We start from the raw sequence: 26012 nt of genomic DNA, 5'->3' as shown, positions 1-26012 counted from the left end.
TGACGGTGATAGGGGAACACTCCTAAATGATACTTGATTCATTTTTGCTTATAATGGGCAACTGTGGTATAATCTTTAATTGCGTATAAAAAGACGAAAATATATTTATTAGGAGTTGTTACCATGACTACAAAATACGAAATTGGTACAGAATTAAAAGGGAAAGTAACAGGAATTCAACCATACGGAGCGTTCGTTGCTCTAGATGAAGAAACACAAGGGTTAGTGCATATTTCAGAAATTACACACGGATACGTAAAAGATATCAATGAGCACCTATCTGTTGGCGATGAAGTAAACGTAAAAGTACTTTCTGTAGACGAAGGTGCAAATAAAATCAGCTTGTCTATTCGTGCGACAGAAGAAGCTCCAGCTCCTAAAGAAGTAGAGGCAACGAAAAAGCCACGTCGTCGCCAAGGTCAAAATAATCTTAAAGCGGTAGAAAGTGCTCCTTCAGGATTCAATACATTAAAAGATAAATTAGAAGAGTGGATCGAGCAGTCCGACCTAATTAAGAAGTAATAATTAGAAGTTAGGGTCCCGATCTTTTTGTGAAAAGCCACCATTTCAGTGTGTGGCTTTTTTTCTATTTTTATACGTATTTTTTGTTAATTATCTTATGGTCGAACTAATTGGTTTTTTTTCATTCGATATTGAAGATTTTGACGGCTCATCCCTAAGGATTTTGCAGTTTGAGTAATATTGAATTGATGATGTATTAATGCTTTTTGAAGATAGTATTTTTCTGCTTCTTGAAGGTATTCTTCTAAAGGCAATAGTTCACGGTTAGGGTTTACTAAAAATCGCTCATCTTCCTTATGAACGGAATTCGCCCTTTGTCGGAAAGACATTGGTAAATGATGATGTGAGATCACTTCATCTGAGTTAACACAATTCAACGATTCCTCAATTACTCGTTCAAGTTCTCGTACGTTTCCAGGCCAGTCATAGTTAATAAAAGCATTTATTACATCTTGATGAAGCGCTTTCACATTTGAACCAAAAAGTAGACTGTACGATTCAATAAATGATTGAGCTAACTCAATAATATCTTCCTTCCTTTCTCTTAATGGGGGTATAAATATGGAATAATGACTGAGCTTGTAGTAAAGTTCTTTTTTTAATCGTCCAGCTGTAATCGCATCAATTGGATCTTCGTTTATCGTAGCAACCACTTGAGTAGATGTCTGGGTTTCGCTTGTTTTCTGGCATTGAAGGGTGTTTAATAGCCTTTCTTGAAGGCGTGTATCCATTCGGTTAATATGTGTAAGTAAAAGAGTTCCTCCTGTGGCTTGAGCAATCATTCCCTTGTCTCCAAAAAGCACATCTTCACTTTGGGTTGGCAAAATGGACTCACAATGATGAATAAGGAATGCCTTGTTTCGTCTAAAGCTTTCATTATGAATGGATTGAGCAATCATCTCTTTCCCTGTCCCTGTCTCCCCAATTAATAATATAGAGGAAGGGGCTGTGGCTGCATGCCTACTGTTTTCAATGACTTCTTGAATAGAGTCGGAGCTACCAACGATAGAGTTAAATGTATATTCTTCTTTCTTCGACAGTTGTTCCTTTAATAACCGTTCCACCTTTGTCACATCTTTGGCAATCTCAATTGCCCCGATACATTTCCCAGAAGAGTAAAGTGGATAAGTATTATTAATTGTTGTGATTTCTTGTCCTTTTTTAGTAAAATATGTTTGTTTTATATTTAGGCTACTTTGTCCGCTGTTGAGTACTTGTAGAAGGGTGCTTTCTTCATCACGTTCAAAATGGAATACGTCTAAAATATTTTTGTCGAGTACATCTTCTATTGACATACCTTCAATTTCCATCATTTTCCGATTGTAAATGACGGTATTCCCTTCGATATCAATGACATGAACACCTGACTCTAATTTTTCAACTAGTTCTTGGTAAATATATAATAAGTTCTCATTCTTCATCATAGGATACTCCTTCATAAAATGCAAAATCTTAAAGAAAAAAAACTTGAAAAACGCAACGTTCTTTTGCATTATTATATATGTAAGGGTTTTCTTTGTGCAAATAATTTTTGCATATGTTGATTCTAGTTTTGTTTGTTTTTAATATGAAATGAATTTGAGGAGGAAATGTACGATGATTCCATACAAACACGAACCATTTACTGATTTTACAAATGAACAAAATCAAGTAGCTTATCAAGAAGGGCTAAAGCTTGTTGGTAGCTACCTTGGAGAACACTATCCACTTGTAATTGGGGGAGAAAAAATTGTAACAGAAGAAAAAATTGTCTCCCGTAACCCTGCAAATAAAGAAGAAATTATTGGCTATGTTTCAAAAGCTAACCAGGATCTTGCTGAAAAAGCGATGAATATTGCCTATGAGACATTTGGAACATGGAGAAAATATAAGCCTGAAGCACGTGCAGATATTTTGTTCCGTGCAGCGGCTATTATCCGTCGTCGTAAGGACGAATTTTCTGCCCTATTAACGAAAGAAGCAGGAAAGCCTTGGAGAGAAGCTGATGCAGATACGGCTGAGGCAATTGACTTTTTAGAATATTACGGTCGACAAATGTTAGAAATGAAAAATGGACATAAATTGGAAAGTCGTCCGGGAGAATACAATCAATATAATTACGTTCCACTTGGCGTAGGAGTCATTATTTCTCCATGGAACTTCCCGTTTGCGATTATGGCTGGAACAGCTGTAGCGGCGATTGTCACAGGTAATACGGTTCTATTGAAGCCGGCATCTACTACACCAGTGGTGGCAGCGAAGTTTGTAGAAGTAATGGAAGAAGCAGGTCTTCCAAATGGAGTATTGAACTTCATTCCAGGAAGTGGAGCTGAAGTAGGTGACTACTTAGTCGACCACCCGAAAACGCGCTTTATCTCTTTCACAGGTTCTCGTGATGTAGGTACTCGTATTTATGAGCGTGCATCGAAAGTAAATGAAGGTCAAATCTGGCTTAAGCGAGTAATTGCGGAGATGGGTGGAAAAGATACCATTGTAGTTGATAAAGATGCTGATCTTGAATTAGCTGCTCAATCAATTGTTGCCTCTGCTTTTGGCTTCTCAGGCCAAAAATGCTCGGCTTGTTCACGTGCAATTGTACTTGAAGAAGTATATGATTCCGTATTAGAGCGCGTTGTAGAACTTACGAATGAGTTAACTGTTGGAGATCCAGTGGATAATACGAATTTTGCAGGACCAGTGATTGACCAATCAGCTTATAACAAAATCATGAGCTATATCGAAATTGGGAAACAAGAAGGCCGGTTAATGGCTGGTGGCGAAGGAGACGATTCAAAAGGATACTTCGTGAAACCGACTGTCTTTGCTGATCTTTCACAGGACGCTCGTTTAATGAAAGAAGAAATATTTGGACCTGTTGTAGGATTCACTAAAGCGAAAGATTTCGATGAAGCTATTGAAATTGCAAATAATACGGAGTATGGCTTAACAGGGGCTGTGATCACGAATAATCGCGACCATATTGAAAAAGCAAGGGAAGATTTCCATGTTGGAAATTTATACTTCAATCGTGGTTGTACTGGAGCTATTGTTGGTTACCAACCATTCGGTGGATTCAATATGAGTGGAACAGATTCCAAAGCTGGTGGACCAGACTATTTAACTCTTCATATGCAAGCAAAAACAACATCTGAAATGCTTTAAGAAGTATAAGAGTCTTTCGAAAGAAAGGCTCTCATCTTTATAAAGCAATAGAGGATCCATGGATTAGGAGGAATTTCAATGACTACACAAACATCATCCATTATTGAACAAACGGAACAATTTGGAGCTAATAATTATCACCCTCTCCCTATTGTGATTTCGGAAGCTGAAGGAGTTTGGGTAAAAGACCCAGAGGGAAACAAATATATGGATATGTTAAGTGCATATTCAGCAGTTAACCAAGGGCACCGCCACCCTAAAATTATCCAAGCGCTAAAAGACCAAGTAGACCGTGTAACGCTTACTTCTCGCGCGTTTCACAATGATCAACTTGGACCTTGGTATGAAAAGATTTGTAAATTAACCAATAAAGAGATGGCGCTCCCAATGAATACAGGTGCAGAAGCAGTTGAAACAGCTGTTAAAGCTGCTCGCCGCTGGGCTTATGACGTCAAAGGCGTTGAAGAGAATTGTGCTGAAATTATTGCTTGTAACGGAAACTTCCACGGCCGTACGATGACAGCCGTCTCGCTTTCATCAGAAGTGGAGTATAAACGTGGGTTTGGACCGATGCTTCCAGGCATAAATTTAATTCCTTATGGGGATATTGAGGCACTTAGAGCAGCTATTACTCCAAATACTGCGGCATTTTTATTTGAACCGATTCAAGGGGAAGCTGGAATTGTCATTCCGCCAGAAGGCTTCTTAAAAGCAGCTTATGAATTATGTAAAGAAAACAATGTGTTATTTATAGCAGATGAAATTCAAGCAGGACTTGCTCGCTCAGGAAAAATGTTTGCTTGTGAATGGGAAAATGTTGACCCTGACATGTATATTTTAGGAAAAGCTCTAGGTGGAGGCGTCTTCCCTATTTCATGTGTTGCCGCAAATAAAAGTGTTCTTGGTGTCTTTAACCCAGGTTCTCATGGATCTACTTTTGGTGGCAATCCGGTTGCATGTGCTGTATCTGTTGCCTCTCTTGATGTGCTTATTGAGGAAGACCTTGCTAATCGGTCACTCCGTCTTGGTGAAAACTTTATGAGTAAGCTGAGAGAAATTGATAACCCTATTATTAAAGAGGTACGTGGTAGAGGGTTATTCATTGGAGTGGAATTAACAGAAGCTGCTCGCCCTTATTGTGAACAGTTGAAAGAAGCAGGTCTTTTATGTAAAGAAACACATGATACAGTCATTCGATTTGCTCCACCACTTATTATTTCAGAGGAAGAACTTGACTGGGCAATAAATAAAATTAAAAATGTTTTACAAAAGTAGAAAAAATTGATTATTATACACTGATAAAGCGAGATAATTCATAACGCATATGTTACAATATCTTCGTTCTAGATCACACTTATAAAGAGGCGAAATGCAATGGGAGAAAATTTAAATCTGTTCACTTCTACACAACATGTTATAGAAGATGCATTAACAAAACTTGGCTACGGTGAAGAAGTATATGAACTTCTTAAAGAGCCAATTCGTATGCTCACGGTTCGTATTCCGGTGAGAATGGATGACGGTGAAATAAAGGTATTTACTGGTTACCGCGCACAGCATAATGATGCTGTTGGCCCCACAAAAGGAGGAGTTCGCTTCCATCCAGAAGTAGATGAAGAAGAAGTGAAAGCCCTATCGATGTGGATGAGTTTAAAATGTGGTATTGTTGACCTTCCTTATGGTGGAGGAAAGGGTGGTATCATTTGCGACCCACGTACGATGTCAATGAATGAAATTGAAAGACTAAGCCGTGGATATGTTCGCGCTATCAGTCAGATTGTTGGTCCTACGAAAGACATTCCTGCTCCTGATGTTTACACGAATTCACAAATTATGGCCTGGATGATGGATGAGTATAGTCGTTTACGGGAGAATGATTCACCCGGATTTATTACAGGAAAGCCACTCGTACTTGGCGGTTCACAAGGCCGTGAAAAAGCGACAGCGCAAGGAGTTACAATTTGTATTGAAGAAGCAGCCAAAAAGCGTGGAATTCAAATAAAAGGAGCCCGTGTCGTTGTTCAAGGGTTTGGAAATGCGGGCAGTTATTTAGCAAAATTTATGCATGATGCAGGAGCAAAGGTCGTAGCGATTTCGGATGCTCATGGGGGACTATACGATCCGAACGGCTTAGATATTGATTACTTACTCGACCGCCGTGATAGCTTCGGTACGGTAACAACCCTATTCGACAACACGATTTCAAACAAGGAGCTACTAGAGCTTGAATGTGATATTCTTGTTCCAGCTGCAGTGGCAAACCAAATTACTGCCGACAATGCACACCTTATAAAAGCGCCTATCGTTGTGGAGGCGGCAAATGGCCCTACTACATTTGATGCGACGAAAATTCTTTCTGATAGAGGAATCCTTCTTGTCCCAGATGTACTTGCTAGTGCAGGAGGCGTGACGGTATCCTACTTCGAATGGGTACAAAATAACCAAGGCTACTATTGGACAGAAGAGGAAGTAAATGAAAAGTTGAAAGCTAAACTTGTCGAAGCCTTTAACAATGTATATGAAACAGCGAGCAACAGAAGAGTAAACATGCGCTTAGCTGCATATATGGTTGGTGCTCGGAAAATGGCTGAAGCTTCTCGCTTTAGAGGGTGGGTATAATCATTATATAGGCAAACTTTCAAATAGAAAGTTTGTCTTTTTTTCGGTTTTTTTACCCTTTAAGTGTAATTGTATTAGAGAGTGCATACGTATTAATATTGACGAATGAAAAAAAACAACGTATATTTAATTTAAAGGTTTAAACATTTAAACGAAAATATTGTACAATAATTTTCTATCTATAGAAGTAGTTTCTTTTTATGAGACTAAAAAAGGAGTGGAAAGATGAATCCATTAATGGTAGAAGATGTAGCTACTCAGCCAATAGAAGGGTTATTTCAACTTCAACAATCCTATTTTGCCACAGGGAAAACGCGCCCATTGATTGAACGAGAAATGACATTAAAGAAACTTCAAACATTAATTGACGAGCATGAGAATGATATTTTATTAGCACTAAAAAAAGATTTGAATAAATCTGAAACAGAAGCTTATATGACTGAAATTGCTATTATTAAGGATGAAATTAAACACCTTTTAAAGAATTTTAAAAAATGGGCTAAGCCAAAGAAGGTGAAAACAGCATTAACACATTTTGGAACGAAAGGTGTCCAAGTACCAGAGCCTTACGGTACAACCCTTGTTATCGCGCCATGGAATTATCCATTTCAATTAGCCGTTTCACCAATGCTAGGAGCCATTGCAGCGGGTAATACCGTTATATTAAAACCGTCTGAATTAACGCCAAATTTATCAGCGGTACTAGTGAAAATAGTCAATCCTCATTTTGATTCTGGTTTTCTACATGTAGTAGAGGGTGGAGTAGAAGAGACCCAGCAGCTGTTAGAACAAAAGTTTGATTATATCTTCTTTACAGGCAGTGTTCCAGTAGGGAAAATAGTGATGGAAGCAGCATCAAAGCATTTAACCCCTGTAACGTTAGAACTAGGGGGGAAAAGCCCTTGTATTGTCCATCATGATGTAGACTTATCGCTTGCTGCAAAACGGGTGGCTTTTGGAAAGTTAACAAACGTAGGACAAACATGTATAGCACCAGACTATTTATATGTTCATAAAAGTATAAAAGACGATTTTATTTTAGAGCTTCAAAAAGCCATTCATCGTTTTTACGGAGTAAATCCAATTCAAAATGAAACATATGGGAAAATCGTAAATGAGCGACATTTCAATCGAGTGAAGTCGTATTTAAAGGATGGAAAAATACTATTTGGTGGGAATGTTGATCAAACCCTTCATAAAATTGAACCTACGCTGATTAGTCCAGATCGACTAGACTCTCCTGTCATGCAGGAGGAAATCTTTGGTCCTGTTTTACCGATACTAGAGTATGAATCAATTGATGAAGTAATTGATTTTGTAAATGGTCGACCAAAACCACTTGCTTTATACCTGTTTACAAAAGATGCGGAACTTCAAAAAAGAATAACCACTACTATTTCATATGGTGGGGGTTGTATTAATGATACATTGATGCATATAGCAACACCTTATTTACCATTTGGTGGGGTTGGAGAAAGTGGAATGGGGAATTATCACGGAAAAAATAGCTTTTCAACCTTTTCACATTATAAAAGTGTGTTAAAGCAAACGAATCTTTTCGATTTTTCTTTTAGATATCCAAACGCTAAGAACGGGTTGAAGATTATTAAAAAATTGATGGGGTAGTAACTAAGGCAAAGGGTGGCAGATAAATGCCACCCTTTGTTGTTTATAGTCTGCAGCTAACTGTTAATATTGCTTAAGTCAGATTAACTGCTAAACGTCGTTCTCATTATGGTCGAGTAGGTCTTGTTTCTGGTTCGTGTTCAAGTTCCTCGGATGGTTTAAATAAAAGTCCAAGGTTTACAAGACCGGCAATACCGACAAGTCCGAAAATAATACGGGAAAGCGCACTTGTTTGTCCACCGAATATAGAGGCCACTAAATCAAACTGAAAGAAACCAATCAGACCCCAGTTAATCGCCCCTATAATTGTTAGAACCAGTGCAATACGTTGAGTAGCACTCATTAGAATTCCTCCTTATAGATTGGTTCATGAATAGTGTGTGAAACTAAGTAGAAATTATACTGCACTCATAAGAGCAAATTTTTTGCAAAAGATATAAGAGTAGTCAATAATGTAAGCTAGGGAGGCGAAAAAATGGAAAACTTTACATTTTATAATCCAACGAAACTAATTTTTGGTGATAACCAATTAGAGCAATTAAAAACAGAAATTCCTTCATATGGGCAAAAGGTTTTGCTTGTGTATGGTGGCGGAAGCATTAAACGGAGTGGGCTTTATGATAGAGTTATCTCAAATTTAAATGAAATAAACGCGGAAATCTTTGAACTATCTGGTGTCGAGCCGAACCCTCGTTTAACAACGGTCCATAAAGGTGTAGAAATCTGTAAGTCCGAGGGGATTGAGTTTCTGTTAGCCGTAGGTGGGGGAAGTGTAATCGACTGCACGAAGGCGATAGCAGCAGGTGCAAAATATGATGGAGATGCTTGGGATCTTGTGACTAAAAAAGCACTTCCACAAGACGCACTGCCTTTAGGAACGGTTCTTACCCTTGCGGCTACCGGTTCAGAAATGAATGCTGGAAGTGTCATTACAAATTGGGAAACAAATGAAAAGTATGGTTGGGGAAGTCCATTAGTATTTCCGAAATTCTCTATTTTAGAGCCGAAAAATACGGTAACTGTACCGAAGGATCATACCATTTATGGTATGGTTGATATGATGGCTCATGTATTAGAGCAATATTTCCATAACAGTACGAACACTGTTCTACAAGATCGTTTATGCGAATCTGTTCTTCAAACTGTTATAGAGGTAGGTCCTTCACTGATGGATAACCTTGAAGATGTTTCATTACGTGAAACGATTTTGTATTCCGGAACCATTGCGTTAAACGGTATGCTTCAAATGGGCTATCGTGGTGATTGGGCGACACATAATATTGAACATGCTGTTTCCGCTGTGTATGACATCCCTCATGCAGGTGGACTAGCCATTTTATTCCCAAATTGGATGAAGCATAATCTAAAGGTAAATCCAGCTCGATTTGCACAGCTTGCCAAGCGAGTTTTTAATGTGAGTCCTGAAGGGAAAACGGATGAGGAAATTGGCTTAGAAGGAATTGAAGCGCTACGTACATTCTGGAGCTCTCTCGGAGCCCCAACACGACTTGTTGAGTATGATATTGACGATAGTCAGCTGGACGTAATGGCAGAGAAAACCGTTGTAAATGGTGATTTTGGAAACTTTAATCCATTAAATAAGGAAGATGTTTTAGCCATTTTGCGTGCATCATTATAAAAAAAGCGGACCTTTTTACAAAGGTCCTTTTTTTATGGAAAATTTTTCGAGTGGAAAGAAAAAGTTCTTCTATAGCGATCTATTCTGTTCCAATATGAAAATTTGTTAGAAAAAATTCATACTGAATCCGCTTACATAGGAAGGGCTTTCTTGATTATCTTGTTCGCTTTCGATAAAGTGAAAGAGAAAAAATGATATATGGAGGAATCTAACATGACACATGTTCGTTTTGATTATTCAAAAGCTCTCCCATTCTTTGGTGAACACGAAGTGACATATTTAAGAGATGCAGTAAAAGTTGCGCACCACTCCTTACATGAAAAAACAGGTGCTGGAAATGACTATTTAGGATGGATTGATCTACCTGAAAATTACGATAGGGAAGAATTCTCTAGAATCCTTACTTCTTCAGCCAAAATACAGAAGGATTCAGACATTCTTTTAGTAATTGGAATCGGCGGGTCGTATCTAGGTGCTCGCGCGGCAATTGAAATGCTTAATCATAGCTTTTATAATGAATTACCAGGCGAAAAGCGTAATACTCCTCAAGTGTTATTTGTAGGAAACAATATTAGCTCTACATACATGAAAGATTTAATGGACTTACTGGAAGGGAAAGACTTTTCCATTAATGTTATTTCAAAGTCAGGAACCACAACAGAGCCGGCAATTGCATTCAGGATATTCCGAAAGCTACTTGAAGAAAAATACGGAAAACAAGAAGCAAAAGGTCGTATTTATGCAACAACGGACAAAGCAAAAGGTGCATTAAAAACCCTTGCAACGGAAGAGGGCTTTGAAACCTTCGTTGTACCCGACGACGTAGGGGGACGCTATTCAGTCCTAACTGCTGTTGGGTTACTACCAATTGCAGTGAGTGGTGTTGATATCGAGGCAATGATGAAAGGGGCACAAGACGCTCGCGAGGAATTTAGTAAATCAGAGCTCGAGCAAAACCTAGCGTATCAGTATGCAGCTGTTCGTAACGTTTTATACAACAAAGGGAAAACAATTGAAATGCTGATTAATTATGAACCAGGCTTGCAATATTTCTCAGAATGGTGGAAGCAGTTATTTGGAGAAAGTGAAGGAAAAGATCAAAAAGGAATTTTCCCTTCTTCAGCTAATTTTTCTACTGACCTTCACTCATTAGGTCAATACGTTCAAGAAGGACGTCGTGATTTATTTGAAACGGTAATTAAAGTAGATAAACCAAGGCATGAATTAACGATTGAAGAAGCAGAGAGTGACCTTGATGGCTTAAATTATCTTGCGGGTGAAACCGTTGATTTTGTGAACAATAAAGCCTTTGAAGGAACACTCCTTGCCCACACAGATGGAGGGGTACCAAACTTAATTGTTGAAATCCCAGAAATGAATGCTTATACATTCGGTTATCTTGTATACTTTTTCGAAAAAGCATGTGCGATGAGTGGGTATTTACTGGGAGTGAATCCATTTGACCAGCCTGGAGTCGAAGCATATAAAGTGAATATGTTCGCTCTACTTGGTAAACCTGGATTTGAAGAAAAGAAAGCAGAATTAGAAAAACGCTTAAAATAAAAAGAAAAGTGCGGTTCTCATAAGAGAATCGCACTTTTTTATGTGTGAATACATCCAATGACCAATCTACCCAGTTTGCAATGCAGAAGTCATCGTGCATGATATTGATTGAAAGGGAGATGCTAAACGAAAAAGGGAAGGAGTTAGACAAATGATAGAAGTTCCTTCAAGGCTAGAAGGTCAGACATTTCAACTTTATAAATTGGAACAAGAGTTAGAGCCGCTAGGGTATACGATTGGAGGAAATTGGGATTATGATCACGGATATTTTGATTATAAATTAGGTAAAGAAGGGGGATATCAGTTTTTACGTATTCCTTTTAAAGCCATTGATGGACAACTTGATTCACGTAGTGTTTCGGTGAAATTTGGTAAACCATTTCTGCTAGCTCATACTTATCAAAGAGGGTTAGATGATTATGCTGACGCTGGAACATTTTCCGGTATAATCAATCAGTTTTCAGAACCACAAGATAAAGATGCGAGCTTCCCAGAAGAGTACATTGAGGCTGGGAAGCAATGTGTGAAAGAAGTAGAGAGTGTTCTCTTACATTAATCACAAAGGACAAATAGTTCATTTCCTTCTGAAATAATTTCGTGTAAGGGGGGATTTACAATTGTTTCTTCCCCCCTCTTAACACCGAGCAGGAGCGTATGTTGTTCAAGAAGATGGACACTAAGTTGTTGGAATGTCTTCCCAAACCATTCTTCTCTTGCAGGCACCAATTGAACTTTACTTCCCTTCACTTGGTCAAGCATGGCTAAAATAGCCGAACTCATTCCATGGGAAACAACACTATTCATCATGACATAACTTGTTTGTTTATTTGATTGAATCACTTCATTTGCACCAGCCCGTTTTGCGTTAATGACTTGTTCAGCCGTTAAGATTTCGGCAACACAATAAAGGTCTGGGTTTAACCCCTTTATGGCTAGTAACGTTAAAACGGACCCCATGTCAGCGTGAACTTCTGTCTGATTTTGATCTGCCGTAATGATGGCGATATCTGCTTCTTGTATACTTGCTTTCAATAACACATCATCTTCAAACGGTTTTCCTTTAATAAAATGAATGTGGTGATTTGAAAAGGGGTTTTGTTTTAATGTTTCATCTATTAGGACAATTTCACCATTCTTGCGTACGGTTGAAATTTGTTCAATTAACTCTTTTGCTCGTTCATTCCACCCAACGATGACGATATGTTTTTGCAATTTAAATGCTCCTTTTCCTGCTAGGTGGGCGTGTTGAGTCATCACGGCTGTAGTCGCTAGTGAAACAAAATACGTACTAAGAAATCCCGCACCTAATAATATTAAAAGTACAGCAAGTACACGCCCTGTGAAGGTAACGGGATATAAATCTCCGTACCCAACAGTGGAAGCTGTAATGATGGCCCACCAAACCCCTTCAATAATGGAGGGGAACGTCTCTGGCTCAACGAGGTGAATTGAAAAACCAAATAAGAAGATAACACCCAATGCCATTAATAAAACACGAATAACCATCGGCCAACGAGAAAATTGATGATAAAACTGAAGCATACGGTTTCCTTCCTCCATTCATTTTCCATTATGGACGAAGCTGAAGGATTCCATAACTAAATTGAAATAGGAAAAGAACCAATTCCAAAAGAATTGGTCCTTCTATATTATTTAATTGTTAATAAATCTTTTTCTTTCCATGTTGTAAGATCATACACACCGATTTGGCGGTTTGAAAGGGCATACAGATCATTTTGAATATAAAGTAACCGTTGAATTTCGTTTTCCCTATATCCCCCATAGTCTTTCTCAGATTTCCCATCTAATTGTTGCCCAATTAACGATAGGCTTGCTTTTTGTGTAATTCCCTTCTCAGGAGAAATTTCATAGACGAGTGCTCCTTTAAAGTCCAACCCTTCCTCAATGGACGTTACCTCTTTATTAAGATAGACTGAAATCGGAAATGCGAATAGGTCCTTCTCTTTGTGATGAAGAAGAGCTTTATGGTCATAAAGCAAATTTGAATATGTGCCGGTATCCCCAATAATTTCAGTGGCTATTTCTTTCGGATTTTCGAAATTTGTAATGTCAAATAAGGAGATCTTCATTCCACCTGTTTGAACTCTTGGTTCCACTGAAGGGTTTTTTTCGTCATAGATAAGGGTTGTATCATGTCCAAATCCAATGATATGTTTTTCATCATAGGGGTGTAAGTACGTACTGAAACCAGGAATTTTTAACTCTCCTAACACTTCAGGTGCAGTCGGTTCCGCAACATCTATTACAAAAAGTGGGTCCACTTGCTTAAACGTGACGACATACGCCTTTTTCCCCATAAAACGGACTGAGTAAATTCGTTCCCCTTTCGCTAAATCTTCCACAGCTCCAACATGCTTCATATTTTCATTTAATATATAGAGATTATTGGTAGATTGTTCATCATCGAACACCCCTGTGGAAGAATGCTTCGTTGTAGCAACTCGAAAATACCCATCATGCTCATCCATACTAAATTGATTTAAAATAGTTCCATTCACTTCAGCCAAACTGACAAAATCAATGTTTGTTTTATTGACAGAAAACTTATAAATTTCGGTGTTAGGTGATGGCCATTGTTTGTCTATTTCAGTCTTCTTTGCATACTTCGAAGCAGCAATATATAAATTTTCTTGAGACATATAAATCTGTTGACCACCTCCTAAATAAGCTTCAATAAATACCTCTGTCTTAGGGCTTGTGACATCAATCGCTGTTAGGATGGTGTAATTCGCTTCATATGATTCAGGTAAGAATTTAATCTCATCATAATTAATGGGTGTCATCTTCTTTCCTTGTACGGAATCATAGAATTGTGGCCTAAGGTCGTTATCTTTATCGTATTCTAATGTTCTATAATTAGGATAATGATTCGCGACTAAATAAACGTAAGAATCAACCTTTCTCGCCGTTACATAATTCCCTTCTAAGCCAATCTCGCGAATCAGCTCGGGGTTCGATTGGTCAGAAACATCATATATATAAGCATTCATCGAACCGTGAAACGGTGGATAGTCAACTGGAATGGAACGATCAATTGCTTTGTTATTTTTTAAATTCCAACTTTCTCCGATAATTATAAGTGTCTCATCATACAAAAATAACTCTCTAGGAGAAGTAGTATCGTCAAATGCTATTGTCGAGGCAATCGAAAGGTTTGATGGATCACTTGTGTCTGTTATGACTAACGATCTGTTCGTTAACTGATAAATATAATTTCCATCTGTTTTTACAGTGTCTGCTTCATCAACACCTTCCACTTGATTATTTGTTTCAGAATAGCCATTACTAGAATCTTCCGCTTTATCGGCATTAGAAAATTCCAAAGTTTCCTCTTCTATTGATGGAAAGAAAGAATTCTTTTCTTTTTGCTTTAATACAGTCAGAAAATATTGATTTAATTCTTCTTTTGAACTAAATGTCGGAAGCTCTGGAATGACTTTAAACGTAATCTCTGTCCCCTCACGTATCTTCTCTCCTGTTAGCGATTGTATATTATCGGTAACATGTAAAGTGTAAGCGGCGTCGGGGTCGTAACCATCTTTAGGAGGTGACACCTTGACATGCTTCTTATCCTCACTTAATGCTAGTGAAACAGGTATCACCTCACCACGCTCATTTTTTACATAAATGTTGTCATTTGTCACGGTCTCTTCATCCATTTTGGTTGAAAAATCTAACTCCCACACTTTATTGGATGAAACGATGGTTTCCTCTGTATTGTTTTCCAAAACCGCTTTTAAGGAAGGCTTCTGGGAAACAGAAAAGATCCAGTAGGACGCTATGGATAACAAAACAATCATACTACTATATAGTAACCATTTTTTCATTTCTTCTCCTCCTGTCATGTTGAAAAGGTTTTCCTTTAAAGAAATAGACGGAAGAATAATCTAAATGTTACAGCATATTAAAAAAATGGGCATAGTGATCAAATCGCTTTCATTTATAAAGAAGTTCTAAATGTTGAAGCAGGTATCCTTAACTAAAAATGATTTAATGTGGAAAGCGTTGCGGCCTTCTTTCAAAACAATTTCAACTGTTGATTTGGAGTAGTGTGACGAAAAATTAATGTATTTAATTGTAACTAAACTAAAAAATGGCTGATAAACACAATTACAACACGTCTCCAGAACATAAGATAATTGGAATAGGAGCTCCTTATTTACGGAAATGGGATGTAATGAGGAAGCGATTATGGAACCCTATATATTAACGAATGTTAATGTCTCTAGATAATTAGTAAATTTCCAAAAAGCTTTTTTATTTCTTGTTGGTTGTTATGCTACGGTGGACTAGTATGAGAGCTTTAGATTTACAGGGGAAGTCAACGAAATTTTATTTGAAGATAGAGAATAATACAGATGAAATTTACGAGAATGAAATTCAAGTTGATAGCCTTATAGAGCACGAAAAGAGTAACCCCTTTTCTGTATTGTAGAGACTAATAAGCTATTTGGGATATAGATAATTTATGGTTTACTCACTAGTGCTTTACATAGATTTTCTAGAGTGGTCGAAGGGGGGGGAATACGTGTAGCTATTATCGATTGTATCTCCATAGGTGCAATAATGCTGTAATCGTTTTGATCTTCTTTTATTGAGTCAACGCTAGTCTATGTGAAAGAAAGTAGGCTATTATTTATAAAATTCTAAAAGCATGATAGTGATTAGCCAAGCCTGCTTCATTTTTGCATCAAGTATGAATTCGTTATATGAATAATTCTTCTTTTAATCTATGATATCTTCACTAACAGGTCGTAACAGAAGCGATAAAATATGAAATAGATTTTCTGGTGATCGAGTTTCCGAGGGGGTTTGTTTGCTTGATTACTACTGTGTTATGCAACTTTTTATTGAAGTGTTGAGGGTCTATCAGTTATAATAAATCTAGCAAATAAGAGTTGATAAGCAGTCGTTCGCTTAGCGGGTGACTTTTCAATATTTTATTACGGGGCATTAGCTCAGCTGGGAGAGCGCTACACTGGCAGTGTAGAGGTCAGCGGTTCGATCCCGCTATGCTCCATACCTTAATTTAACAGCGTTTATACAATACTATGTCAAAACGAGTTTGCTGTTTAGTTTCAATCAAGTTTTGACGGAAACACTCCGTTTATTCTAAATCATAGAATGAATGGGGTGTTTTTTTGTCTTTAGATTTCTTTGATGAAAAAAAGAAAGTATTCAAGCGACAACCCAATAAAAGAAAAGCAGAAAAGACCATTAAAAAAGAATCAGTAAAAGTCATATTTGAAAATTTTCTTGATTTTAAACAAAAACAAAATTTACGGAGTGCTAACTTAGTTTTATCATTTCGGTATAATAAAAGAACGAATTTTTCATGGGAAAGTATCTGATGTATGGAATACCTTGTTTAGATATTAAATTCATAACCTATTTTATTGGATATTCTTTAACCCCCAACATAATAATAGTTTTCTAACGACGCGGTTTTTCGGCTATATGAGGTACCGCGTCGTTTTTTGCTTTTTAGAGACGTTCACAAAAAATCACATCTCATTTATTACTATGGGTTATTTGCTTACAAGGAATTCGAAAAGTATTTATTAGCTCCGTTAAACATCAGAATTGTTTATTGGGCTTTTTGTATTAGGGTGTTAATTTAACAAGGCTCCCTATTACTACCTTAATATTAATGCTATCTTGACTTGTTTATTGCCGAATAGAAGTGTAGACTATAGAAATTTTAGACCAAATGGAGTGCACAAAAAGGGCGCGTCGTGTTGACACGCCTAGTGTTCGTTTAGGTACACAGTCCAGGCGGGTCACTATTTCCGCATTTGTTGCCATCGAAGGTGTTAGCTATATCGGCAGGTGGTATTGCTTCGATGTCAAATTCGAAGTTATTTCTCGCTTTGTTGAAGCGGATGGTGTTGTCAGTTGCGCCTGAATTAACGAGGATACCTGCGTCTGTATCTTCAGTGCCGTTGTTCCGTACAAGATTGGAATCTATGACGTTCTCACTAATCGCATCTAATTCAATTCCACTTCTCTCATTATTACACACTTTATTATCAATTATATTAATTAATATACTGGTTATCTCTATTCCCGGCCCGTTGTTTTTAAGAACCTCATTACCTAAAATTGTAGATGGAGAACCAACAAAAATACCAGCACCATTATTATTTTCACTTGCACTACTGTTAATTAAATTACCTGTAAACATAAAATAACCATTAACTGCATTTTGAGTACTAATGCAGTTAATAAGGCAAGAAGCAGGAGTCCCCATTATATCCATTCCTAAACTATTATTGGAAGCAATGCAGTTAATAATTAGATTAGCACCCGAAAGCTCAAAAATTCCCCTTGAAGTATTAAACTTAACTTCAATTTTTTTAAGAACATTATTAGTTGATACTATGATAACGCCACTATCACTAAATCCTTGCACCGTAAATCCTTGTAATGTCGTTCGGTCTGCACTCACTACCACACCGTCACTGGTTCCCTGCGCTGGAGCACCCGCAATAATCGTCCGACCAATCCCACATCCAAATATTTTTAAATTTTCCACGTCTACCTCAAACCCATCGAACTTTCCAGCGAGAATCTGTATACTATCCCCCGGGCTTGAAGCATTAATCGCATCCTGAACCGTTGGAAACATAGTAGGTACAATCCGTAATACCATATTGTAAACCTCCCTTCATACTTGGCCTTACTAAAATATATGAAAGAAGCGCTAAGACTGCTTGTACAAAGAGGGTAAATGTGCGTTCTAACTACTAATCTCATTCGTCTTCTATACGCCATTAACGCTGCAATCATTGGGTCGGAATGTTTTGCGGTAACGACAGATTGATCGAAATAGTGAAGCGCCCCGAAAACTTGAGCAAAGCGGTCAAGTTATACGTCTTTAATTCCAATGGGAATGAGGCGTATTTTTTATGCCAAAAGGGAAAATTATTAAACAAAGCCGGTCAAATCGTTGCGTTTTTTTACGCAAAATATTAGAATGCAAAGAAAGCAGAAGGGAGAGCGAAAGGCCACTCGCGAACTATGACGCAGTGTTTCGATGACTAGGGGTATAAATTAATGCGAGAGAGTAGGACGATTATATAGACACAATGAATGTCGATGATTACCGCAACTTTATTGTATGGTTGCAGGAGGAATATCCGCTTCCACCCGGCTCATTGATAAACAGTAGCGGGCCTCCATCGATCCCACCACCTACAGAAAATAATAACAATTATGTATGGTTGCCGAAATGAATGTGAAATGGAAGCAAGAAAAAGTTGATGAATCACTTGGAAGGTATTAAGAACATAAATGAAAATGTCTCCTTTCTCATCGAAAGGAGCCATTTTCATTTATTTGCTTTTTTTAATAATACAAATGATTATAGCGATTAATGCAATGAAAAAGAAAATTAAGGCTGGTAAAACGCTTAAAAATATAAAATTTTCTATAAGTAATTCTTCATTTTCTGGACTTCTAGCAATTCCATCTATTACGCTTGAAGCACTAATGTTTAAGCCTATTACTATGGCAGCCATTAAAATAAAACCACCTAAACATAGACAGCAAATTGATTTATACTTATCCACTTCTGCCACCTCCTCATAGAACATATGCCTATTTGTTTTAAACTATGACAGGTCAATTGGCTATTTATGTATTCGTAATTGAAACGTATCGCTTTTTACTCTCATTGTTTTCCTGATTTTGTGTTTCTCAGGAAGTCCTAGAGGAAAATTAACTTGTCCTTTTCAGTTTAGTTGTGTTTAAGTGTGATACAAATTGGATATATCAAATGTTTTTTGAAAAACTGTCGAGTAATAAACCATTATTGTTTTTCTTATATTCCTATTTTAAAAGTAGGCTAGAAGAATGTTCGATAAGTAAATCCTAATAGGGAAAATTTCTTCTTTTGCCATGAGAATTTTCGTCATTCTCTTAGACTCATATAATGATCAGTTCCTTCATAAACTGTAAGAGCATTACCTTCAGGATTGAGGTGAGGAAATGGATGCAGTAACAAGAAAAGGTGTTTTGTTGATGGGCATTGTATTCGTCACGTTTCTATTATTAGGGTTTCTCACGATAATCGGTGTCTTCATCTTTAATGAAAAAACAATCGTTGTGCCAGATGAAGTAGAGAATATTGACGATGCAGTTAGCATGGCTGAAGTTGGTGACATTATACTAGTTAAGGAAAAAGGTGAACCTTATGTTGAAACTGTAACGATAGATACAAGAAATATTAAGCTAATCGGGGTGGGGAAAGAGAAGCCTTTGCTAGATGGAATGGATATGTTGAATAGTGGGATAATTATTTCTAGCACTGCTTCTGGCGTGCTTGTCAAGGGGTTTATTATTCAAGATTATATTTTAGGCGGGATAAGCATTTCCAACTCAGATGGTAATATGGTGAATGGTAATCATTGTAATAGTAATGCTACCGGAATTAATATTGCTGATTCAAATAGTAATAAGGTAAAAGGGAATAGTTGCAGTGATAATTCAATGAACGGGATTGAATTAGACAATTCTGATAGGAATTTGGTTGAAGGTAATGAAGTAATTGGAAATAACAATGGTATTTTGTTAGAGGATGATTCCAGTAATAATAACATTATTAGAAACCAGGCTAATGATAATGATTTTGATGGGATCACTATATCTTCAAATTCAAATGAGAATAATGTTTTCTTTAACCGTGCGTTCTTTAATGGTAACCTAGATATTTTTGATGACGACGATAATAATTTCAAAGGGAATAAGTGTGAAAATAGTTTACCAATCGGTCTTTGTAACTAGCCAACGAAAGTATCCTTGGGGATGCTTCTTTTCTTATAAACAGTCATTGCAAACCTTTTATTTCCTTTGCAATAAAGCCCCAATCTTTACGAAAAGAGCCTAACTAAAGGTGATTACTGTCGTGTCTTTAATATATTTAACTGTCCATATATTCTTAACTTTAGACAATGAGAACATAAATAAAAGCGCTCGGAATAAAATTCCGAGCGCGAAAATTATTCGTTTATCCAATCAATGAGTGGCAAGTAGAATAATTTTTTAGTAGATTTGTTGTATAATTAACCCTATTTTATTGAACTCCTACAGAATCATAAGCATCCATTACAGATTGTACTTCTGGAGACCCTTCCCCGTATAAGTCACTTGCAGATTGAATGGCTGCCTGACGCATATGGCTAAAGTCAGAAGAAGCCGTTAAATAAAGGGTAAGCGCACGGTAGAAGATTTGTTCTGCTTTCTCTTTCCCAATCCCTTGAACGGATACATCGTAATGTGTTCCGCCTTCTGTAATAAGGTATGCAACCTTATTATTAATACTACTATTGATGTGAACGCCACCGTTATCTAGTGGTCCTAAATAACGATCATCGTAATGGTCAGGGTAGTAGCCTGAATCGGTATATCCACCAATGTATACTGATGCTGGGTCGCTCATTGAACGAAGTCCGTCGCCTGGTGTATTAGGTGTCCAAATGTCTTCACCTAGTAACCAAAGGTCATCTCCCGTTTTGTCCTCGATAAAGGCTCCCAAAATATCAGCTATAGACTCATTAATCGCACCTGATTCATTTTGGTAAACAAGGTTTGCTGTATTAGTGATAACGCCATGAGTCATTTCGTGGCCGATAACATCTAATGAACCTGATAGGGAAATCATCCGATTTCCATCCCCATCTCCATATAGCATTTGTCTACCATTCCACGCTGCGTTATTCCATTTTGATCCAATATGGACAGATGAAACAAGCTTCATGCCGTTATCATCTAATGAATTACGATTAAATACGTCACTGTAATAATCGTATACCTTTCCTGCATTGACATGGGCGGATACTGCAGCTGGATCGTGGAAGAAGCTGGATGAGCTTGTTACTTCAGCTCCTGTATATCCGAAAAAGGCTGATAAAAACAGGAAGAAGTTCGTGTCCATACGTTCAGCATTAAATGTATGGATACCATCGGCTCTAGTTCCATCAAATAAATATCGCTCGCCTGTTACAGGATCCATTACTGAAGGGAAGGTGTGAAGTTTCCCGAAAATATCCATTCCTCTCGAGGAAACTGGCTCTGCAGGGTCTGGAACAATGCTAGGGTTAACCGGACCTTCATTCCCACTTGCCGCCGCTGTGTTAGTAAAACTATTATGATCTGCATCTTCGAGTGAAGGATGCAGGCTGTGTACCTTGTTGTAGCTGTTTAAAATATCGCCGTTACTTGCATCAACGAAATAATGGTAATAACCAGGTGCAGGTTGGGAAGTAGAGGCCTTGATGAGATAAGTAAGGACTAGCTTGTCATTCTGAGGGAGTAGCACTAGCTCGGAAGTAATTCCATCATAATCCTTTACTTCTCCAATTTCAGCTTCAATGCTAGATTTCGCGATGTTTAACGCTTCATCCTCTTGTAGTGCTGCTGTTGTCGAATTTACGATAGAATCTAAGTCACCTGTAACTTTTCCGAAGAACGCTGTTACGTTGTTATCCTTGTCGAGCGCAATAGTTTGTTCTGAACCATAGATAGGAATACCTTTGAACTGTTCGACAGTACGGAAATGATACGTGCTTGTCTCCTTATCAGATTTTTCACTGATAATTTTGAATTGCTCCTCCGCGTTGGCACTTTCTTCAGCTGCTTTGAAGGAAGACAAGCCTTGTGGTTGAAGAACTTTTGTTTGGAGAAATTCGTACATCGCTTCTTTCTTCGTTAATCCCTTTGGTGCATCCCATAACCCTATTATGTAGGAGGGAGTATTTAGCTCTTGGTGAAGCTTTACCTGTTCATTTGCTAATACATTCTTTCCAGGTAGTGCTGCTATGCCAGAAATAGCAAAAGTTGCAGCGATCGCAGCAGGAAGAGCTTTCTTTCGTAAATTTTTTCTTCTTTTCAACAAAATCACCTCTCATAAAAATTTTGGAAAACTCACCTTTAATTATTATGAAGATTGTTTTTACGGTCAATTGGGTTATTAAAAAGTCAATAATAACGGCATTGACAACAACTTTTAGCAAAATAATAGAAAAACCACCTTTATTTTTCGGAAAAATAACCCAATTTACAATTTTCTGATAAATACATACAATAAACGCATATCCACTTGTTAAAGGATGAGAAAAATGAGCCCGTATAAAAAAATCATACTCATTTCAGTAAGTTGTACTATGGTGTATTTTGTGGCTGGACAAGTTGGGGAAACGGGAGCATCGTTTTCCAACCAAGAGGAGACTATGGTTCAAATTACTGCTGCTTTTGTCTTTCCTTCTACAATAAAGTCGCTTGAAGAAAATATTCATGACAAAGTAGAGGAGATTATCCAAAGCTTTAATCATATGCCACAAGATAGTTCAGCAAAATCTTTGCTTAAGCTAAAAAGTGACAAAGAAATGCTTCTTAAGCAGTACGATCATTTAATCATCAAGTGGAGTGAGCTTCAGCATGACGTAAAAGAGGTGAAGCAATATGCTTCTCAAGCGAAGATAAGCAATAAGAGTGAAGAATTTTTATTCGTTACAGAGGCATTTAACGAAATAGAAAAGATTATAAGTGGAATTGAGTATGAGAAAAAACTCTTGGAAATAGAAGAGACGTTAACTGCTCTGGACGTATCGATATCCATTCTGGAGGAAAAAGAAGCGGTAGAAATGGAGAAAATGAATGGAGAAACTCAGGATATAGAAGGTGAGCATTCTAATATTCCTGTCCAAGAATCTCCAATACAAAATGATCAAATTGAGGTGGATAGTAGTGAAGAAAGCAATTAAGGTACTAGGTAAAATGGGGAGTGGGGCTCTTATTCTATTATTAGTTGTATTAGCAGTACTTGTTCTATCAAGTAGAGCTTCAGGAGGAGAGCCGACTATCTTCGGGCATCAAGTGAAGGTCGTCCTCTCAGGCTCTATGGAGCCAACGTTTTTAACAGGTTCAATCATCGTAAACGAAGTAGTGAATAAGGAAGCAACCTATAAAAAGGATGACATTATCACCTTTCAAGCAGAAGATAAGTTGATTACTCATCGAATTATTGATGTGAAAAAAGTTGGGGATCAAATGATGTATGAAACAAAAGGAGATCATAATAATGCACCCGACTCAGGTTATGTAGTATCGGCAAATATTGTAGGGAAATACACAGGGATGACGATACCTAATGCTGGTTACATCATTCAATTCGCAACATCTAAAGCAGGATCGGCTCTCTTATTATTTATTCCTGGCTTGTTACTTGTCCTTTCAGCAGTTCGAACTATGGTGACGGCTCTTAGAGATTTAGAAGCGAAAAATGCCTAATCTTATTGGTTAGTCCTCTTGTCTCTGCTATTTATATTGACGAGAGTTTAATAGATTAACAGCTACATACAATTAAGGAGGAATGAATTGATGAGTTTTACAAAAACAGTAAGTAAAGGAATTATGACAGCTGCCTTAGGATTTTCTTTAATGGGAGGAGGAACTTATGCCTATTTTAGCGATAGTGTAGAGACGAATAACACATTCGCTGCAGGAACATTAGATTTATCTGTTGATCCTGAAACAATCGTCAGTCTTGATAACCTGAAGCCAGGTGATGAAATTTCACGTGAATTTTCAATAGAAAACAATGGTACATTAGATATTAATCAAGTATTACTAGAAACTAGTTATTCAGTAGACGATGCAAAAGGTGATAATTTAGGAGATTTCGCGGATCACATTAAAGTAACGATTCTTTACAATCAAGCGAATGCAACAGTTCCTGTTCTAGAGACGACCTTGAAAGATCTAGCTACTCAAATGCCAGATATTACAGCCATCGATACAGATGGAGGTGGCCAAGTGCCTGACGGTTTGGCACCAGGAGATAAGGAAAAAATTCTCGTATTATTTGAATTTGTTGATAATGGGGAAGATCAAAACGAATTCCAAGGAGACGCTTTACAGGTGAATTGGAAATTTAATGCAGATCAAACAGAAGGAATTGTATACGAAGGAGAGGAATAAAACCATTAGTCAAGCCCTCGTCATATGTTTAACATGTGACGAGGGCTTGATTTTTTTATTAGATCATATTAGATATCTCTATAGCTTTTATGTGCTGGTTTGTTTCAACATAATAATCATACAATTGTTTTCCAAACCTCTTCATAAAAAGGATATGTTTCCGTGAGGAGAATTGTGGAAAGGCTTGCTTTTCAATAAAACCATAGTATTTATCCGTGGTACCCTCTGCTTTTAATTTCAACAGTTTAAATAATGTTGAATAATGAAGTTGGTTATATTGAGTTGCTAAGGTAAGACCTTCGTTAATTTGCTTTAATAATAATGACTTTTTTGAGAGGTTTCCTTCTAAACTAGTATCTATATAATTGTAAAGCCGAAGAAGATACATCGGATTGGCTTTATCAACTAGGAGTAGTGCTTCTTTATAACAACTTTTCGCTAATTTATATTCTTTTCTGTAGAAATATTCATACCCTAGATTATTTAAGAGTAGGCCTTTTTTATTTTTTAAACGAAGGGAATCAGTCGCCTGAATTAAGCTTTGATAACGTTCTATTAGCTCATTAAAGTTACAAAACGGATCACTACTAAGTTGAAGAAGCATTAACGATTCTGCATCGATGGCCCGTGAATAGTTATTGGATTCTTTAAAGAAATCTAATGCCTTCTCTCCATAAGAATAGGCCATTACTTTTGAATCTATTAGATGGTAGGCAATGGATAAGTGATAGTAGTATTCTTTGTTTCTATATATATTTAGGTCAATTTCCTTTAAAAACTCGATGGGCTTTTCATGACTATAATAGATTTTATTTTCTATGTAATAAATTCCTTGAACATGTAAGTAGAGGTTTTTTTCATAAGGAGAGAGATCTTGGTCTAGTTCCTGTATTTTATGAAGGATGTTAAAGGCTATATTATGCTCTTTCAGTAAAATATGATATCTAGCGGTTAGAAGATGATAGTGTACGGCGTATTTGGAGGATTGAATAAAAGTAATCTGCTCTAATTCGTTCTTGATTTTTTTTACTAAAGGAATTTGTTCCATTATAATGGCGGTATGCCATTGGTCAAGGTGATGGTCTAAATCTCTTAACGTGTCAATTTCTTTTTGAACATCAATATTTAAGCGTCTTGAAAATAGGTTAATGATGTCGGGAGAGTAGGCTGTTTTTCCACGTTCAATTTTACTTACATGTGTAGTCGTGCAAATACCTTCACCTAATTGGGCTTGTGTCATTTTTGCTCTTTCTCGGTAAAATCTAATGATTTCTCCTTCTAACATCTAACACACTCCTTTTATGGTCTATCCCTTATTTCAATTTTTTACTATACCTCTATATTGGCTTTTTTTCTTCATATCCCTTTATATGAGTGTAAAAATGGGTGAAAATACCTTTTAACGTTGTGGTTCTTTAGAAGTGATAGTGATATATGTACTAATAAGTAATGGGAAATAGATTTGTTCAAACTGAAGAGTATTAGACTATATTTATAATCATGGCACGTAAGCTAAATTTACCTTATTCCTTTCATAGTTGAAAGCTTACTATCAACTATTTAGTATTTTAAATAATATGAGGATGTAAAACATTGTTTTCGTTTGAAAGTTATAAAAACTTTTTATAGAGAAATAGCTAAAAGGCAATATTGTTTCCGTGAACGTAAAGGGAGACGTTTAAAAGCTATAATCAAATAGGAAGTAACGATGATGAAAATAAAATATGAAATCCAGACAAAGAATGAGGGTAGAAGAAGTCAAGGACCATGTTTTTGCTTGAAAAGAAATAGCCATTTTCTTTACTGTTTCAGTATTAAAATGTATAATTTATAGTTAAAGATATAGTATAAATCTGAAGCCATTGGCTGCAACCAATGGCTTCTGTACAACCAATAATCGGGC

At 37.1% G+C, this 26012-nt stretch carries 20 protein-coding genes and 1 tRNA gene; 13 read left to right on the top strand and 8 right to left on the bottom strand.

The annotated features are described in order from the left end of the window. Window positions 1-123: 123 nt before the first annotated feature. A complete protein-coding gene (gene yugI, locus WAK64_RS12000; RefSeq protein WP_336587218.1) occupies window positions 124-522 on the top strand; it encodes a S1 domain-containing post-transcriptional regulator GSP13 in 399 nt (132 codons plus the stop codon). Window positions 523-617: 95 nt separating this feature from the next. Here the strand turns inward: yugI and WAK64_RS11995 are convergent, their stop codons facing one another. Continuing rightward, window positions 618-1946, bottom strand: coding sequence for a sigma 54-interacting transcriptional regulator (locus tag WAK64_RS11995; protein WP_336587217.1), 1329 nt, complete (start codon window positions 1944-1946; stop codon window positions 618-620). Window positions 1947-2118: 172 nt separating this feature from the next. Here WAK64_RS11995 and pruA point away from each other — a divergent pair, with 172 nt between their 5' ends. The 4 genes from pruA to WAK64_RS11975 all read left to right on the top strand — a co-directional run bounded on the left by pruA (window position 2119) and on the right by WAK64_RS11975 (window position 7908). Continuing rightward, a complete protein-coding gene (gene pruA, locus WAK64_RS11990; protein ID WP_336587216.1) occupies window positions 2119-3663 on the top strand; it encodes an L-glutamate gamma-semialdehyde dehydrogenase in 1545 nt (514 codons plus the stop codon). A 78-nt stretch (window positions 3664-3741) separates the two neighbouring features. Continuing rightward, window positions 3742-4938, top strand: coding sequence for an ornithine--oxo-acid transaminase (locus WAK64_RS11985; RefSeq protein ID WP_419465939.1), 1197 nt, complete (start codon window positions 3742-3744; stop codon window positions 4936-4938). A 99-nt stretch (window positions 4939-5037) separates the two neighbouring features. Beyond that, window positions 5038-6282: a Glu/Leu/Phe/Val family dehydrogenase gene (locus tag WAK64_RS11980; RefSeq protein WP_336587215.1), complete on the top strand. Its 1245-nt coding sequence runs from the start codon at window positions 5038-5040 to the stop codon at window positions 6280-6282. Window positions 6283-6507: 225 nt separating this feature from the next. Continuing rightward, on the top strand, window positions 6508-7908 hold the full coding sequence (locus WAK64_RS11975) for an aldehyde dehydrogenase (RefSeq protein ID WP_419465938.1): 1401 nt from the start codon (window positions 6508-6510) through the stop codon (window positions 7906-7908). 106 nt (window positions 7909-8014) lie between these two features. Here the strand turns inward: WAK64_RS11975 and WAK64_RS11970 are convergent, their stop codons facing one another. Continuing rightward, a complete protein-coding gene (locus WAK64_RS11970) occupies window positions 8015-8251 on the bottom strand; it encodes a DUF378 domain-containing protein (protein WP_336587214.1) in 237 nt (78 codons plus the stop codon). A 132-nt stretch (window positions 8252-8383) separates the two neighbouring features. Here WAK64_RS11970 and WAK64_RS11965 point away from each other — a divergent pair, with 132 nt between their 5' ends. From WAK64_RS11965 to WAK64_RS11955, 3 genes are all read left to right on the top strand, one after another. After that, window positions 8384-9547 (top strand): iron-containing alcohol dehydrogenase, encoded by a 1164-nt coding sequence (locus WAK64_RS11965; protein ID WP_336587213.1) that lies wholly within the window; start codon window positions 8384-8386, stop codon window positions 9545-9547. Window positions 9548-9760: 213 nt separating this feature from the next. Next, window positions 9761-11110: a glucose-6-phosphate isomerase gene (locus tag WAK64_RS11960; protein WP_336587212.1), complete on the top strand. Its 1350-nt coding sequence runs from the start codon at window positions 9761-9763 to the stop codon at window positions 11108-11110. 151 nt (window positions 11111-11261) lie between these two features. After that, window positions 11262-11666 carry a YugN-like family protein gene (locus WAK64_RS11955; RefSeq protein WP_336587211.1) on the top strand — a complete coding sequence of 135 codons (405 nt, stop codon included), beginning with the start codon at window positions 11262-11264 and terminating at the stop codon, window positions 11664-11666. Here the strand turns inward: WAK64_RS11955 and WAK64_RS11950 are convergent. Together WAK64_RS11950 and WAK64_RS11945 are read right to left on the bottom strand one after the other, a co-directional pair. After that, complete coding sequence (locus WAK64_RS11950; RefSeq protein ID WP_336587210.1) at window positions 11663-12652, bottom strand: potassium channel family protein; 990 nt, start codon at window positions 12650-12652, stop codon at window positions 11663-11665. The two genes, WAK64_RS11955 and WAK64_RS11950, sit on opposite strands and share 4 nt — an antisense overlap. 107 nt (window positions 12653-12759) lie before the next feature. Beyond that, window positions 12760-14958: a beta-propeller domain-containing protein gene (locus WAK64_RS11945; RefSeq protein WP_336587209.1), complete on the bottom strand. Its 2199-nt coding sequence runs from the start codon at window positions 14956-14958 to the stop codon at window positions 12760-12762. A gap of 1120 nt (window positions 14959-16078) precedes the next feature. Here WAK64_RS11945 and WAK64_RS11940 point away from each other — a divergent pair. Further along, window positions 16079-16151, top strand: a tRNA-Ala gene (locus tag WAK64_RS11940). A 738-nt stretch (window positions 16152-16889) separates the two neighbouring features. Here WAK64_RS11940 and WAK64_RS11935 read toward each other — a convergent pair. Together WAK64_RS11935 and WAK64_RS11930 are read right to left on the bottom strand one after the other, a co-directional pair. Next, the gene (locus tag WAK64_RS11935) at window positions 16890-17783 is read right to left on the bottom strand and encodes a right-handed parallel beta-helix repeat-containing protein (RefSeq protein WP_336587208.1); all 894 of its coding nucleotides are present in this window, start codon (window positions 17781-17783) and stop codon (window positions 16890-16892) included. Between the two features lie 682 nt (window positions 17784-18465). Continuing rightward, window positions 18466-18702 (bottom strand): hypothetical protein, encoded by a 237-nt coding sequence (locus WAK64_RS11930; RefSeq protein WP_336587207.1) that lies wholly within the window; start codon window positions 18700-18702, stop codon window positions 18466-18468. 418 nt (window positions 18703-19120) lie between these two features. On the opposite strand from WAK64_RS11930, the gene WAK64_RS11925 reads away from it, so the two are divergent. Beyond that, a complete protein-coding gene (locus tag WAK64_RS11925) occupies window positions 19121-19915 on the top strand; it encodes a right-handed parallel beta-helix repeat-containing protein (protein WP_336587206.1) in 795 nt (264 codons plus the stop codon). Between the two features lie 289 nt (window positions 19916-20204). Here the strand turns inward: WAK64_RS11925 and WAK64_RS11920 are convergent, their stop codons facing one another. Next, entirely contained in the window at window positions 20205-22022 is a 1818-nt protein-coding gene (locus WAK64_RS11920; RefSeq protein WP_336587205.1) for a M4 family metallopeptidase, read from the bottom strand. Window positions 22023-22248: 226 nt separating this feature from the next. Between WAK64_RS11920 and WAK64_RS11915 the strand changes: the two genes are divergently transcribed. The 3 genes from WAK64_RS11915 (at window position 22249) to WAK64_RS11905 (ending at window position 24109) form a co-directional block, all read left to right on the top strand. Further along, window positions 22249-22893, top strand: coding sequence for a DUF4047 domain-containing protein (locus WAK64_RS11915; RefSeq protein WP_336587204.1), 645 nt, complete (start codon window positions 22249-22251; stop codon window positions 22891-22893). Next, window positions 22877-23419 carry a signal peptidase I SipW gene (sipW, locus tag WAK64_RS11910; RefSeq protein ID WP_336587203.1) on the top strand — a complete coding sequence of 181 codons (543 nt, stop codon included), beginning with the start codon at window positions 22877-22879 and terminating at the stop codon, window positions 23417-23419. The genes WAK64_RS11915 and sipW overlap by 17 nt, the downstream gene beginning before the upstream one ends. A gap of 90 nt (window positions 23420-23509) precedes the next feature. Then, window positions 23510-24109, top strand: a complete 600-nt coding sequence (locus WAK64_RS11905; protein WP_336587202.1) for a TasA family protein — start codon at window positions 23510-23512, stop codon at window positions 24107-24109. Between the two features lie 58 nt (window positions 24110-24167). On the opposite strand, the gene WAK64_RS11900 is transcribed toward WAK64_RS11905, so the two are convergent. Next, entirely contained in the window at window positions 24168-25394 is a 1227-nt protein-coding gene (locus WAK64_RS11900; RefSeq protein WP_336587201.1) for a helix-turn-helix domain-containing protein, read from the bottom strand. Window positions 25395-26012: the final 618 nt, after the last annotated feature.

The sequence above is a fragment of the Bacillus spongiae genome (genome assembly GCF_037120725.1).
GTDB lineage: Bacteria > Bacillota > Bacilli > Bacillales > Bacillaceae_K > Bacillus_CI > Bacillus_CI spongiae.
Note: the sequence above shows the minus strand (reverse complement) of the source record. Positions and strands in the feature narration are given on the sequence as shown.